This is a genomic window from Roseovarius pacificus (assembly GCF_900142665.1).
GTDB lineage: Bacteria > Pseudomonadota > Alphaproteobacteria > Rhodobacterales > Rhodobacteraceae > Roseovarius > Roseovarius pacificus.
The window spans coordinates 41,979-54,948 of sequence record NZ_FRBR01000017.1; the positions used below are offsets into that span (position 1 = coordinate 41,979).

Below are 12,970 nucleotides of genomic sequence, written 5' to 3' on the forward strand. Positions count from 1 at the left end.
CCGATCCGTTAGCACAGATGTGCGGATGATTACATCATGCCGCCCATGCCGCCCATGTCGGGCATGCCGCCACCGGCAGCACCGTCTTTTTGCGGCTTGTCGGCCACCATCGCTTCGGTGGTGATCAGCAGACCGGCAACCGATGCCGCGTCTTCCAGAGCGGTACGAACCACTTTGGCAGGGTCGATCACGCCGAAGGTGAACATGTCGCCATATTCTTCGGTCTGAGCGTTGTAGCCGAACTTGACGTCGTCGCTTTCGCGGATCTTGCCAGCCACGACCGAGCCGTCGACACCGGCGTTCTCGGCGATCTGGCGCAGCGGAGCTTCCAGAGCCTTGCGCACGATGGCAACACCGTTGTTCTGATCGGCATTGGCGCCTTCGACGCCTTCCAGAACCTTGGCGCCCTGGATCAGGGCCACGCCACCGCCGACAACGATGCCTTCCTGAACGGCCGCGCGGGTCGCGTTCAGCGCGTCATCGACACGGTCCTTGCGCTCTTTCACTTCGACTTCGGTCATGCCGCCAACGCGGATGACGGCCACACCGCCTGCCAGTTTGGCAACGCGTTCCTGCAACTTCTCACGGTCGTAGTCGCTGGTGGTTTCTTCGATCTGGGTGCGGATCTGGCCCACACGCGCCTCGATTTCAGCCTTGTCGCCGGCACCGTCGACGATGGTGGTCTCGTCCTTGGTGATCGACACTTTCTTGGCCGAACCCAGCATGTCCATGGTGACCGATTCCAGCTTCATGCCCAGGTCTTCGCTGATGACCTGACCGCCGGTCAGGATTGCGATGTCCTGCAACATGGCCTTGCGGCGATCGCCGAAGCCCGGAGCCTTGACGGCAGCGATCTTCAGACCACCGCGCAGCTTGTTGACCACCAGCGTGGCCAGGGCTTCGCCTTCCACGTCTTCGGCGATGATCAGCAGAGGCTTCTGCGACTGGATGACCTGCTCGAGCAGCGGAACCATCGGCTGAAGGCTCGACAGTTTCTTCTCGTGCAACAGGATCAGGCAGTCTTCCAGATCGGCAATCATCTTGTCCGAGTTGGTGACGAAATAGGGCGACAGGTACCCACGGTCGAACTGCATGCCTTCGACAACGTCGGTCTCGGTTTCCAGACCCTTGTTTTCCTCGACGGTGATAACGCCGTCATTGCCGACCTTCTGCATCGCGTCCGCGATCTGACGGCCGATTTCGGCTTCGCCGTTGGCCGAAATGGTGCCGACCTGGGCAACTTCGTCCGAGTTTTCGACCGGACGCGCAGCGGCCTTGATCGCTTCGACGACCTTGGCGGTGGCCAGGTCGATACCGCGCTTGAGGTCCATCGGGTTCATGCCCGCGGCCACGGCTTTCATGCCTTCCTTGACGATGGCCTGCGCCAGCACGGTGGCGGTGGTGGTGCCGTCACCGGCTTCGTCATTGGTGCGGCTGGCCACTTCCTTGACCATCTGCGCGCCCATGTTCTCGAACTTGTCTTCCAGTTCGATTTCCTTGGCGACCGAAACACCGTCCTTGGTGATGCGCGGCGCGCCAAAGGACTTGTCCAGAACCACGTTGCGGCCTTTCGGGCCGAGCGTCACCTTGACCGCATCGGCCAGGATGTTGACGCCGCGCAGCATCTGGTTGCGGGCTTCGGTGTCGAATTTGACGTCTTTAGCAGACATGTGTGTCTCTCCTGACTATCAGTTCAGTAGTGTGCGTTACGGATAAGGCGATCAGGACATTACGCCCAGGATATCGCTTTCCTTCATGATCAGCAGCTCTTCACCATCGAGGGTGATCTCGGTGCCCGACCATTTGCCGAACAGCACGGTGTCACCGGCTTTCACGGCCATCTCGATCAGTTCGCCGCTGTCCTTGCGGCCGCCTTCGCCAACGGCGACGACTTCGCCCTGCTGGGGCTTTTCCTTGGCGCTGTCGGGGATGATCAGGCCGCCTGCGGTTTTCTCTTCGCTTTCAACGCGGCGGACGAGCACGCGGTCATGCAGCGGTTTGAATGCCATGTCTTTGGCTCCTTGGCTCAAAGTTTCTCCCTAAATGGCCCCGTCATGGGGCCGTTAGCACTCCTCGCATTCGAGTGCTAACGGCGCATAGCTAAGGAGGTCCGCGAAAGCTGTCAACAAGTCCGGCAAAATTTTTTGGAACTCCGATTGCAGGCCGGTACACGGCGCTCTAGCCTGTCCGCGTTCCCAGCCGGAGAAGACGATGCTGCGTGTACTGATCATTCTGGTCCTGAGTCTGCACCCCCTTACCGCCTTCGCCCGCTGCGAAGGCACCGACCTGATTGCAGCCATGCCCAAGGCCGAACGCGATGCGCTCGAATCGCAGGCCGCCGCAATGCCGCATTCCGAAGGATTGCTGTGGCAGGCCACCCGTGGCGACACGCGGATCACGCTTTTCGGCACGTACCATTTCCCGCACGATGAAACGCTGCGGCATCTCGAGAACCTGAAACCGATGATCCAGACCGCCGGAGCCGTCTATCTGGAAGTCTCGAACGACGATCAGTCCGCAATGGAACGCGCGCTGGCCGAAGACCCCTCGTTGATGTTCATCACGGAGGGCAAAACCCTGCCAGACCTGCTGGAAGAGGACGAGTGGCAGCGTTTCTCGGACGAAATGCGCGCCCGCACCATCCCGCCGTTCTTTGCGGCCAAGTTCAAACCGGTCTGGGCCGCGATGATGCTGGGCATCGGCCCGTGCGAGGCGCGCAACGGCGCGATGGGCGGTGCGGGGATCGACAAACTGATCGGCGATCATGCCGCCTCTCTTGGCACTCCGTCCCGGTCTCTGGAAGATTTTCGCACCTTGCTGGAGATGCTCGACAGCTTCCCAATGGACGAGCAACTCGACATGATCCGCTTGTTTTTTGCCTGGCCCGGAAATCCCGACGACATGGCGTATACCCTGCGGCAACGTTATCTGAATCAGGAAATCGCCCTGATCTGGAGCTATTCGCGCGCCGTCTCGGTCACGTTCGGCGGCGACACCGCACAAGAAGACTTCGAGCGGTTCGAACGCCTGCTGCTGACCGACCGCAACACCGGCTGGATCGACGTTCTGCTGAATGCGCCCGAAGACGTCCTGTTCGCCGCCGTCGGCGCGGCCCACCTGCCCGGCGAGAACGGTGTTCTGCACCTGTTGGAGAACGAGGGTTTCACGATCGAGCGCCTGCCGTTCTGAAATATCCATCCACCGATCATCCGGCGGTCGGCAAACCCCGGCCGATCCGCGCCGCCGCAGCGCGGCATGGATGGGTGACAAGCACGGATCATGCCCCTATAAGGCGCGCAAATCCGTTCCAAACGTTCAAGGACAGCGACAATGACGCAACTCGTTTTCGGCCATAAATCCCCCGATACCGATTCCACCGGCTCGCCCATTGTCTGGGCCTGGTACCTCAACGAGGTTCAGGGCACCAAGGCAGAGCCCGTTCTGCTGGGCGAACCCAACACCGAAGCCGCCTTCATGCTGGACAAGTGGAACCTGCCCAAACCGCGCATCATCGACGATGTCGAAGCCGATCAGCCCTGCGTGATCGTCGACACCAACAACCCCGCCGAACTGCCCGCATCCATCAACGATGCCGATGTGCGTGCGATCATCGACCATCACAAACTGGTCGGCGGCCTGGAAACCAAAGGCCCCATCGACATCACCGTGCGCCCGCTGGCCTGCACAGCGACAATTCTGGTCGACCTGATGGGCGATGACGCCGCCAAAATGCCCGAAGCTATCAAAGGCGCGGCGCTGACCTGCATCCTGTCCGACACGCTGGAATTCCGCAGCCCCACCACCACCGACCACGACCGTGACGTCGCCACCAAGCTGGCCGCCGATCTGAACGTCAATATCGGCGATTACGCCGCCGAAATGTTTGCCGCCAAATCGGATGTCAGCGCCTTTTCCGACGCCGAATTGCTGCGTATGGATTCCAAGGAATATGCCGTGGGCGACACCAAGTTCCGGGTCAGCGTTCTGGAAACCACCGCGCCCGGCATGGTTCTGGACCGCAAGGCCAGCCTGATGGACAGCATGACCACCGTCGCAGGTGAGGATGGCGTCGATCAGGTTCTGCTGTTCGTGGTCGATATCCTCAACGAGGAAGCCACCCTGCTGGTGCCCAACGATCTGGTGAAAACCGTGGCCGAGAAATCCTTTGGCGCGAAAGTGGACGGCGACAGCGTCGTTCTGCCCGGCGTGATGAGCCGCAAGAAACAGATCATCCCGAACCTGGCCGTCTGAACTCACAAACGGTCTGCAAACAGATCAGCGCCCGCAGTTCCGGCTGCGGGCGTTTTTCATGCGCTCAACGGTCCGTCTTGGGACGAACGACATGAAACGCGCCGTGCATGTAGGTCAGCGGCTTTTCCCCGGCATTGGAAATACCCGTCACCGCACCAATACAGATCAGATGAGTGCTGTGAATATAGCTTTGCTCAAGTCGGCAGGTAAACGCCGTGGCACGCGGCAGGATCGGCCCGAATTCGGTCGGCGTCACCTCGGTTCCATGGAACCTGTCGGGCGTTTCATCGTCGAAAGCCCCGGCAAACCGCTGCGCCAGTTCGATTGCATCCTCGTGCAATACGTTGACCGTAAAAACACCATTGGCGGCAACCGACTTGGCGATGCGGCTGTCGGTCTTGAGGCAAACCAGAACTGTCGGCGGATCAGCCGACAATGAGGTAAACGCGCTTACCGTGGCGCCCATATGCCCGGCCGGTCCATCGCTTGTCACCACGGTCACCGTGGCCGCCACCTGCCGCATGGCGGCCACGAAAGCATCGCGTGCCGCGCTCATGGCATTCCCTTCGCTTTCAACACAGCACTCCTCATCCCGCTCAGTCTCTCCTGTTCGTCAGACATCTGCCCGCTCAACGAGGTCCGGGCGTAAAGCGGAACCGGCATTCTTTCAAGACATAGACGGATTACCACTCTGCCCAAGAAATGAATCTGCAAACGTATGAAAACCTTATCGGCGCCGGGTAGAAAACACGAAGACAATTCCCTGTGGCCAATCCGTTGCCGCGCTGCCATAGCTAGGGAACCACTCCCACAATTCCCATACGAAGAACCATGACCCAGATTATTCAATCGCTTTCCGAGATTTCAGACCGCTATGACGCGCTGTTCGTCGATCTGTGGGGCTGCGTGCACAATGGGGTGCGTGCCCTGCCCGCCGCCGTGACCGCCCTTCAGGCCTACCGTGAGTCCGGGGGCGTGGTGGTTCTGGTCACCAATTCGCCACGCCCGCGTCTTGGGGTGGAAAAGCAACTGGATCATTTCGGCGTGCCGCGCGATTGCTGGGACAGCATCGCCACCTCGGGCGACAGCGCCCGCGCCGCGATGTTCCGTGGCGTGGTCGGTGAAAAGGTCTATTTCATTGGAGAAGATCGCGACGCCAGGTTTTTCGAGCCCATGCAGGTCATCGAAGATCCGGTCGATGTGCGGATCGTACCTCTGGATCAGGCCGAGGGCATCGTCTGCACCGGCCCGTTCGACCCCACGGCCGATCCCGCCGTGTATCGCCCCGATTTCCTGTACGCCAAGCAGAAGGGGCTGAAACTGCTATGTGCCAACCCCGACATCGTCGTCGACAGGGGCGATCACCGTGAATGGTGCGCCGGGGCCCTGGCGCGGCTCTATACCGAAATGGGCGGCGAAAGCCTGTATTTCGGCAAGCCCCATCCGCCGATCTACGATCTGGCCCGCCGCCGTCTGGCCGCAACCGGCCATGACGTGGAGAACGGCGCGATTCTGGCAATCGGAGACGGGATTCACACCGACATCGCTGGCGCCTTGGGGGAGGATATTGATTCCCTGTTCATTTCCGGCGGGCTGGCAGCGACGGAAACCAGAACCTCGCACCAACCCGATGAAAAGGCGCTGATCGCCTTTCTGGAAAACGAGAAAATGCTTCCGACCTATACCATCGGGCAGCTTCGCTAGGTAAAATAGGCCTTGATTTTCTGCGCCCGCAAAGCAATAAAGTTCCAACATTTGACGCAATAGCGTCTCGATTATTACCCACCGACCAACCAGGAGGGTCGAATGTTGGATAACTTGCCGCGCGGAACCATCACCATCGAAGAAATCGAGATGGGCATGACGCGCAGCCTGCGCAAAGTCGTGACGGACGAGGATATCGAAATGTTCGCGCAGGTGTCGACCGACCGAAACCCGGTCCATCTGGATGACGCCTATGCGCAGGATACGATCTTCGAAGGGCGCATCGCACATGGCATGCTGACCGCCGGGCTGGTTTCAGCGGTGATCGGGGAACAGCTTCCGGGGCACGGCACCGTTTATATGGGCCAGACACTCAAGTTCCTCGGGCCGGTCCGCCCCGGCGACACGGTTTTCACCGAAGTCGAGGTCATCGGCATCGACCACGCCAAGCGGCGCGTGCAACTGGATTGCCGTTGCCTTGTAAACGGTAAGAAGGTTCTGATCGGCGAGGCCACCGTTCTGGCCCCCTCGGGCAAATTCGACTGATCGGCACACTCGTACCAGTCCGGTCGCGCACCGACATCATACCGACACGATACCGACGTTATACCGATACGGATTTATGGCTCGATTCGGGCCGGTTCACTCACCCAGGGCGATGCCTTCGCGCCTTGGATCGGCCCCGCCACGCAACACCTCGCCAATGGAAATGGCATGCAGGCCGGAAACCAGAGGCTGCCGCGACACCTCGTACCCCATCTCCGCGAGGTCCGATGCCAAACTAGGCGATACGCGGCCTGCCTCGACATCGAACTCACCGAAGCGATTGACCATATTGGGCAGGCTAACCGCCTGTTGCACATCCATTTTCCAGTCCAGATGCGCGATGATCGCCTTGACCACATAGCCGATGATCCGGCTGCCGCCGGGGCTGCCCACGATCAAAACCGGCTCGCCATCCTTCAAGACAATCGTCGGCGCCATCGAGGAACGCGGCCGCTTGCCCGGCTCTACCCGGTTGGCCACCGGAACGCCGTCTTCATGACTTTGAAAGGAAAAGTCGGTCAGTTCGTTGTTCAACAAGAACCCGCGTACCATCAGACGCGACCCAAAGGCATTTTCAATCGTCGTCGTCATCGACAAAGCATTGCCATACCGATCCACGATGGAGATATGCGAGGTCGAAGGAAACTCGATCGCCGCGTCGTCCGCCAGGTTCAGGCTATGGTCGAATTCGGGCTTTCCGGGCGCCACCTCGGGCAAAACATCGTCACCACGCAACAATTCTGAACGTGTTTTCATATAGTTACGCGACACCAACCCCTGAACCGGCACCGGCACGAAATCACTGTCCGCCATGTATCGGCCCCGGTCCGCAAAAGCCAGACGGCTGGCATCGCCGATCAGTCGCCACGCCTGCGCACTGTCCGCCCCCATAGCCGCCAGGTCATATGGCTCCAGCATCCCCAGAATTTGCCCGACCGTCAGCGCCCCCGATGACGGCGGGCCCATACCGCAGACTTCATACACACGATATGGAACACAAACCGGATCACGTTCCCTGACCCGGTAAATGGCCAGATCGACCTCGCTCATCACGCCGGGATTGCCCGGCGCGGATTGCACCGTCTGAACGATGTCTCTTGCGATATCGCCTGTGTAAAAGGCTTCGGCCCCCTCTTCGGCAAGGCTGCGCAGACTGCGGGCATAAGCCGGATTTTGCAGGCGCGCACCGACTTCGAGCAAACCGTCATCGGGGAAAAAATATGCGCGTGTCGACTCGAAACGCGATAGTTTCAGCGCATCCCCCGCCACCATCAACGCCAGCCTCGGGCTGACCTCAAACCCGTCTTCGGCCAGCCGAATGGCATCATCGAACAATCCGGCCCACTCTGCACGGCCCCACCGGTCATGCGCCGACTGCATCAGCGCGGGCGTGCCCGGCACCCCGACCGACCGGCCACCGACAACCGCGTCATAGAAAGACAGCGGCTGACCTTCGGCATCCTGAAACAGCCTCGGTGTCGCCGCCAGCGGCGCGGTTTCGCGGCCATCCAATGTGGTGATTTCCCCCGTCGCGCCATCGCGCCAGACCAGAAACGCGCCGCCTCCAAGCCCGGAACTCTGCGGCTCGACCAGCCCCAGAACGGCCTGGACCGCCACCATCGCATCCGCGGCCGTCCCGCCGGCTTTCAACACCGTTGCCCCGGCATCGCTGGCCAGTGGATTCGCGGCAACCACCATCCAGTTTTCGGCCACAACCGCACGGCCATCGGCCTTGGCGTCCTGCGCGGCCCTGACTGCCGGAGACACCTGAACGAGCCCCGCACCGGCTCCTTCGGGCGCGACCGTATCAGCCGCCTGCTGCCCCCATACCGGCGCGCCCGCCAACATGAAACACGCGAGAATGTGCAGTAACTTCATCTTTTGCGCCTCCCCTGCCCGACCGGGACACAGGCATCGGGCATGATGCTATAACATCGCCGGGACCACCTGATCGGGCGGACGATGCCCGTCATCGAAAGTCTTGATGTTCAGGATCACCTTTTCGCCCATTTCAAGACGCCCCTCGACCGTCGCCGACCCCATATGAGGCAACAAAACAACGTTGTTGAGTTCACGCAAACGCGGGTTCACATCCGTCCCGTTTTCATAGACATCCAGCCCCGCGCCAGCGATCTCGCCCGCCCGCAACATGCGCGTCAGGGCATTTTCGTCGATCACCTCGCCCCGGCTGGTGTTCACGATCACAGCGTCTGGCTTCATCAGTTTCAGTCGCCGGGCATTCATTAAATGGAAGGTCGAAGGCGTATGCGGGCAATTGATGCTGATCACATCCATCCGCGCCACCATCTGATCCAGGCTCTCCCAATACGTGGCCTCGAGCTCTTCCTCGATCTCCGGGCGCAGACGGCGGCGATTGTGATAGTGGATCTGCATACCGAAGGCCGATGCGCGGCGGGCGACCGCCTGACCGATCCGCCCCAGCCCCAGAATACCCAGCCTGCGCCCCGCCACACGACCGCCCAACAGGGCCGTGGGCGACCATCCCTGCCAGTCCCCCGATTGCATGATCGCAAGCCCCTCGGGGATGCGCCGCGTCACACCGAGAATCAGCGCCATGGCCATATCCGCGGTATCCTCGGCCGCCACACCGGGGGTATTGGAAACCAGGATGCCGTGCTGCCGGGCGGTCTGAACATCGATATGATCGACCCCCGCGCCATAGTTCGCGATCAGCTTCAAGCGATCCCCCGCCTGTGCGATCAGGGTCGAGTCGATCCGGTCGGTCAGGGTGGGCACCAGGATATCGGCCTGCTGGACGGCCTGCGTCAGCTCGGAGCGGCTCATCGGGCTGTCATCCTCGCGCAGAGTAACGTCGAACAATTCCTGCATCCGCCGTTCGACCGCGTCAGGCAAGCGTCGCGTTACGACAACACTCAGGCGTTCAGATGGCATCGGGCCCCTCCTTTCCCTTTCAATCGCTCTTGTCTGATGTCAGAGTGGCGCAGGAAAGCGCGGGGCACAAGAACCCCATCGCATCCGCGGGCAGAAATCGGATACCAGACATGAAATCAGTGCTTTCGCTGCTGAGCGTTCTTCTGCTGTCGGCAGGCGCAATCCTGATCCCTTCGACCTCCGGGGCGCAGGAGCGCGGCCCCGTGACCAATCTTCCCCTGCCCCGGTTCGTTTCGATGAAAGCCAGCGAAGCGAACATTCGTCGCGGCCCCAGCCTGACTCATCGCATCGACTGGGTGTTCAAACGCAAGGACGCACCGCTGGAAATCACTGCGGAACACGGCCATTGGCGCCGCGTGCGCGACCGCGACGGAGCGGGCGGGTGGGTCCACTACTCCCTCCTGTCCGGTGTCCGAACAGTGATTGTGGAGAAAGACATGCTGGACCTTCTGGCGCGCCCGCAACCCGACACCATGGTCATTGCCCGGCTGGAACTCGGAGTCATCGCACGGATTTCATCCTGCCAGCGTGACTGGTGTGAATTATCCGCAGGCGGCTACGAAGGCTGGGCGCCCAAAACGGATATATGGGGCATCCGCGCCGACGAAATCCTCGATTGACGGCTGTTTCAAGAAAGCTGGATTTTTTTCGTTTCGGGCCTTGAACCACCCCGAGGTCCAGAGTAATTAGCGCGTCACCGTTGGGGTGTAGCCAAGTGGTAAGGCAGCGGTTTTTGGTACCGTGTATCGTAGGTTCGAATCCTACCACCCCAGCCAGGTCCTTCCGAATGATCAACCGATGAACCGAGCGGGATACCCCTCGCTCGAAAGTGCCCCGAACAATGCCCCCGCTCCGGGTGTCTCGGGTGACGGGTTCGATCGGCCCGGCGGGGCCTGTCCCACGCGGTCGTCGTCAGAGATAATCCGGATCGGACCCGTAGGCCCAGTGCTCCCAGTCGTCGCGCTTGTTGTCCTGTTGCGAGCCGATCTCCAAGTGTTCGGGGTTGATGCAGCTACGGTTATGGCACCGGTGGCGGACGACGCGGTCGCGTGAGGCGATCTCTTGGTTCAGGACGCAGTAGATGAAGCGATAGGCCTCCCACTGGTGTCCGTTGAAGCGGACCTTCTGGGGCTTCACCGTGTCGGTCACCCGACAGCCATTCTCATCCACCCGCGCAGCCTCAATGAGAGAGAAGGCCCGTCGCCGGGCCTCCTCAAGATGGTTTTCGATTATGTCACGAAACCGTTCCTCGCTGTCGTCTTCGAAGTATTCCAACATTATCTTCTCCTTACGATCATCAGCGGGTCCGGTTCCGGTGATCAGTCAAATGCGAGACGCACGTCTGTGGCCATTCCGAAATGCTCCGCAAGATTCTCTTCGAAGCCGTCGGGACCTTTCAGCTTTCCGCGATCCGCGCAGTAGCCTTTCTCTACCCATATTGCTCTCACGTAATCGCATCCGCCCCATTTGACTTTGTCTTTCCACCAACCAAGTTCGGACATCAGATGTTTGGTGGATGAGATGTTGCCATCCAAGTCCCCCTTCACGATCTTTACGATGTCCTGCTCAGGCAACGCGTGGATACCTCGTTCGGCGAGACATTCGCGCAGCAAAGTCTTTCGCGTCGCTTCGGATGCGCCGTGAACCCGCCTCATCAGCGGTGTGGCATCATCGACGACGTTTAGAGTCCTCGCGTTGAAGCCCGGAGACTGCTTCCGCTCCATAAGCGCCCGGTAAAGGGCGGCGATCTTACGGTCGTCCTGCATGAACTCGTGGAGTCCTCCGACAATCCCGGAGAACTCGAGCGCATTCTGCCCGGATGCGTGGCCGTCATGGTCGACCTCGATCAGGTAGTACCTGCGATCTGCGGCCTCGATCCAGAGTGGCAGGTGGTTGGTCGTAAACAGGAAGCAGCAGAACTGCTTTACCTTTTCGGCGTCTACCCCCTTTCGTTCGGAAACGGTCGCAGTCTCAGTGATGTAAGTCTTCAACGCATTACCTTGGGACGAGCCACCCTTAAGGTTGACTTCCTCCGAGATCACCAGTTTGCTGGTCAGAACCGGCATGTTGAAGCGTCCTGTGAGCTTCTCAACGCTGTTCTGGACCAAGGTGTTCTCCTCGCCGAAGAGCCTCGCCACCAGCTTGCAAAGCGTACTTTTCCCGGAGCCTTTCGTTTCCGAGTAGAGCAGCGGTGCCCAAGCCGGTTTGTCGTCTTCATTCTGCAAGCTCCAGGACAGCCAATCCAGGAACTTTTTGCGCTCCTCGTCGCGGGTGAAGAAGACATCGAGGAAGTGTCCCGCAAGACCGAAATCCGCTTTCACGTCTTTCTCGTCCCGATAGGCAGGCTTTTTCCACGTGTTGACCTCTACGGTCCCGTTTCGCCATACGTACCGGTCGTCATGCCGGGGACGACAGACCATGCCTCCGCTCCAAACCGGAATCGCCTGTTCCCGGTCGAAGTGCTTGGCTTCGAAGGTCCGTCTGAAGACATCCTTCAGGATCGCAGGTTCGCAGTACATTTTGCCATACTCCTCCTTGATCCTGATCAGACAGGCATGCTGGACGTCGTCTTTCGACAGCTTTACGTTCAACCGATCCACGGCGAAGTATTTGCTGTCTTTGCGGACGTACCACGAGCTGATCGCCGTCGAGAGAGCGCTTACCGCCGCCTCGCGATCTTCGTCCGTGGTCTGCCTGTCATCACCTCCAACTTTCTGAGTTGCCGTTTCGTTCTTAATGAGTTTCAATTGTTCAGTCATAGAATTTGGTTCGCCTTATTATTATTGATTATGCCGTCACGAGCACCGCGACGGTGGCTTTGAACCTCCCGCTTCAACCTCTTCTCGCGTTTCCGAAACGCTTTATCAGGAGGTTCGTTGAAGTTTCGGGGAAACCGCCACACCGCTGGTTGGCGGGTCTGCTGCGTACTAGTCGGTGGCCCCTTTCGCCGCAACAAGGAGCGAGACATAGGAGCGCTCCCGGACGTGTTCAAGAGGTCGGCCCCAAAAAAATCCACGCGACCGCGTCGTCCGCCACCGGTGCCATAACCGTAGCTGCATCAACCCCGAACACTTGGAGATCGGCTCGCAACAGGACAACAAGCGCGACGACTGGGAGCACTGGGCCTACGGGTCCGATCCGGACTACCTCTGACGACGACCGCGTGGGACAGGCCCCGCCGGGCCGATCGAACCCGTCACCCGAGACACCCGGAGCGGGGGCATTGTTCGGGGCACTTTCGAGCGAGGGGTATCCCGCTCGGTTCATCGGTTGATCATTCGGAAGGACCTGGCTGGGGTGGTAGGAGACCTTCGAAGCCGAAGATAACCATCCGAAACCGCCGACGACGCTCCCGACCGGGGCATTATCCGGGGGCGGTTTGGTCGGAAAAACAGAAAGGAAGGGTCCCGCAGGTGACCTGACCGGGGACGGCGAAGGCGGCTGTCTCACGCGTTCCCGAAGTAAGCGACGGCTGCAGGGCACGTGCATTTCAGCTTGACGAGTCGAAGTTCCACGGGAGGAGGTCGTCGATCTGGCTTTTGGGATGTCCTGCGGC

At 60.2% G+C, this 12,970-nt stretch carries 12 protein-coding genes, 1 tRNA gene and 1 pseudogene; 7 read left to right on the plus strand and 7 right to left on the minus strand.

All coding sequences use genetic code 11. The features are described 5' to 3' along the window. Positions 1-29 precede the first annotated feature (29 nt). Both groL and groES read right to left on the minus strand, forming a co-directional pair. The gene (gene groL, locus BUB53_RS19320; RefSeq protein WP_073037252.1) at positions 30-1,670 is read right to left on the minus strand and encodes a chaperonin GroEL; all 1,641 of its coding nucleotides are present in this window, start codon (positions 1,668-1,670) and stop codon (positions 30-32) included. 51 nt (positions 1,671-1,721) lie between these two features. Next, complete coding sequence (gene groES, locus BUB53_RS19325; protein ID WP_073037254.1) at positions 1,722-2,009, minus strand: co-chaperone GroES; 288 nt, start codon at positions 2,007-2,009, stop codon at positions 1,722-1,724. Between the two features lie 202 nt (positions 2,010-2,211). Here groES and BUB53_RS19330 point away from each other — a divergent pair, with 202 nt between their 5' ends. Both BUB53_RS19330 and BUB53_RS19335 read left to right on the plus strand, forming a co-directional pair. After that, positions 2,212-3,189, plus strand: a complete 978-nt coding sequence (locus tag BUB53_RS19330; protein ID WP_073037256.1) for a TraB/GumN family protein — start codon at positions 2,212-2,214, stop codon at positions 3,187-3,189. A gap of 141 nt (positions 3,190-3,330) precedes the next feature. Beyond that, a complete protein-coding gene (locus BUB53_RS19335) occupies positions 3,331-4,251 on the plus strand; it encodes a manganese-dependent inorganic pyrophosphatase (RefSeq protein ID WP_073037258.1) in 921 nt (306 codons plus the stop codon). Positions 4,252-4,315: 64 nt separating this feature from the next. On the opposite strand, the gene BUB53_RS19340 is transcribed toward BUB53_RS19335, so the two are convergent. Continuing rightward, a complete protein-coding gene (locus tag BUB53_RS19340) occupies positions 4,316-4,807 on the minus strand; it encodes a flavin reductase family protein (protein ID WP_073037260.1) in 492 nt (163 codons plus the stop codon). Between the two features lie 275 nt (positions 4,808-5,082). Between BUB53_RS19340 and BUB53_RS19345 the strand changes: the two genes are divergently transcribed. Further along, a complete protein-coding gene (locus BUB53_RS19345; RefSeq protein WP_073037262.1) occupies positions 5,083-5,955 on the plus strand; it encodes a TIGR01459 family HAD-type hydrolase in 873 nt (290 codons plus the stop codon). A 102-nt stretch (positions 5,956-6,057) separates the two neighbouring features. Beyond that, entirely contained in the window at positions 6,058-6,501 is a 444-nt protein-coding gene (locus tag BUB53_RS19350) for a MaoC family dehydratase (RefSeq protein WP_073037264.1), read from the plus strand. A gap of 96 nt (positions 6,502-6,597) precedes the next feature. On the opposite strand, the gene ggt is transcribed toward BUB53_RS19350, so the two are convergent. Beyond that, the gene (gene ggt, locus BUB53_RS19355; RefSeq protein WP_073037266.1) at positions 6,598-8,379 is read right to left on the minus strand and encodes a gamma-glutamyltransferase; all 1,782 of its coding nucleotides are present in this window, start codon (positions 8,377-8,379) and stop codon (positions 6,598-6,600) included. A 48-nt stretch (positions 8,380-8,427) separates the two neighbouring features. Then, a complete protein-coding gene (locus BUB53_RS19360) occupies positions 8,428-9,414 on the minus strand; it encodes a 2-hydroxyacid dehydrogenase (RefSeq protein WP_073037268.1) in 987 nt (328 codons plus the stop codon). Positions 9,415-9,524: 110 nt separating this feature from the next. On the opposite strand from BUB53_RS19360, the gene BUB53_RS19365 reads away from it, so the two are divergent. After that, entirely contained in the window at positions 9,525-10,034 is a 510-nt protein-coding gene (locus BUB53_RS19365) for an SH3 domain-containing protein (protein ID WP_073037269.1), read from the plus strand. Between the two features lie 81 nt (positions 10,035-10,115). Next, a tRNA-Gln gene (locus tag BUB53_RS19370) sits at positions 10,116-10,190 on the plus strand. A gap of 136 nt (positions 10,191-10,326) precedes the next feature. On the opposite strand, the gene BUB53_RS19375 is transcribed toward BUB53_RS19370, so the two are convergent. Both BUB53_RS19375 and BUB53_RS19380 read right to left on the minus strand, forming a co-directional pair. Then, positions 10,327-10,692 (minus strand): HNH endonuclease, encoded by a 366-nt coding sequence (locus BUB53_RS19375; protein WP_073037271.1) that lies wholly within the window; start codon positions 10,690-10,692, stop codon positions 10,327-10,329. Positions 10,693-10,733: 41 nt separating this feature from the next. Continuing rightward, positions 10,734-12,161 carry a primase-helicase family protein gene (locus BUB53_RS19380; protein WP_143163287.1) on the minus strand — a complete coding sequence of 476 codons (1,428 nt, stop codon included), beginning with the start codon at positions 12,159-12,161 and terminating at the stop codon, positions 10,734-10,736. A gap of 283 nt (positions 12,162-12,444) precedes the next feature. On the opposite strand from BUB53_RS19380, the pseudogene BUB53_RS23525 reads away from it, so the two are divergent. Next, a pseudogene (locus BUB53_RS23525) lies at positions 12,445-12,567 on the plus strand (hypothetical protein); the annotation flags it as partial. Between the last annotated feature and the right edge of the window lie 403 nt (positions 12,568-12,970).

Excerpts from the sequence above, each read along its gene's own strand:
- groL (WP_073037252.1), bottom strand. The coding sequence starts at position 1,670 with ATGTCTGCTAAAGACGTCAAATTCGACACCGAAGCCCGCAACCAGATG.
- groES (WP_073037254.1), bottom strand. The coding sequence starts at position 2,009 with ATGGCATTCAAACCGCTGCATGACCGCGTGCTCGTCCGCCGCGTTGAA.
- BUB53_RS19330 (WP_073037256.1), top strand. The coding sequence starts at position 2,212 with ATGCTGCGTGTACTGATCATTCTGGTCCTGAGTCTGCACCCCCTTACC.
- BUB53_RS19335 (WP_073037258.1), top strand. The coding sequence starts at position 3,331 with ATGACGCAACTCGTTTTCGGCCATAAATCCCCCGATACCGATTCCACC.
- BUB53_RS19340 (WP_073037260.1), bottom strand. The coding sequence starts at position 4,807 with ATGAGCGCGGCACGCGATGCTTTCGTGGCCGCCATGCGGCAGGTGGCG.
- BUB53_RS19345 (WP_073037262.1), top strand. The coding sequence starts at position 5,083 with ATGACCCAGATTATTCAATCGCTTTCCGAGATTTCAGACCGCTATGAC.
- BUB53_RS19350 (WP_073037264.1), top strand. The coding sequence starts at position 6,058 with ATGTTGGATAACTTGCCGCGCGGAACCATCACCATCGAAGAAATCGAG.
- ggt (WP_073037266.1), bottom strand. The coding sequence starts at position 8,379 with ATGAAGTTACTGCACATTCTCGCGTGTTTCATGTTGGCGGGCGCGCCG.
- BUB53_RS19360 (WP_073037268.1), bottom strand. The coding sequence starts at position 9,414 with ATGCCATCTGAACGCCTGAGTGTTGTCGTAACGCGACGCTTGCCTGAC.
- BUB53_RS19365 (WP_073037269.1), top strand. The coding sequence starts at position 9,525 with ATGAAATCAGTGCTTTCGCTGCTGAGCGTTCTTCTGCTGTCGGCAGGC.
- BUB53_RS19375 (WP_073037271.1), bottom strand. The coding sequence starts at position 10,692 with ATGTTGGAATACTTCGAAGACGACAGCGAGGAACGGTTTCGTGACATA.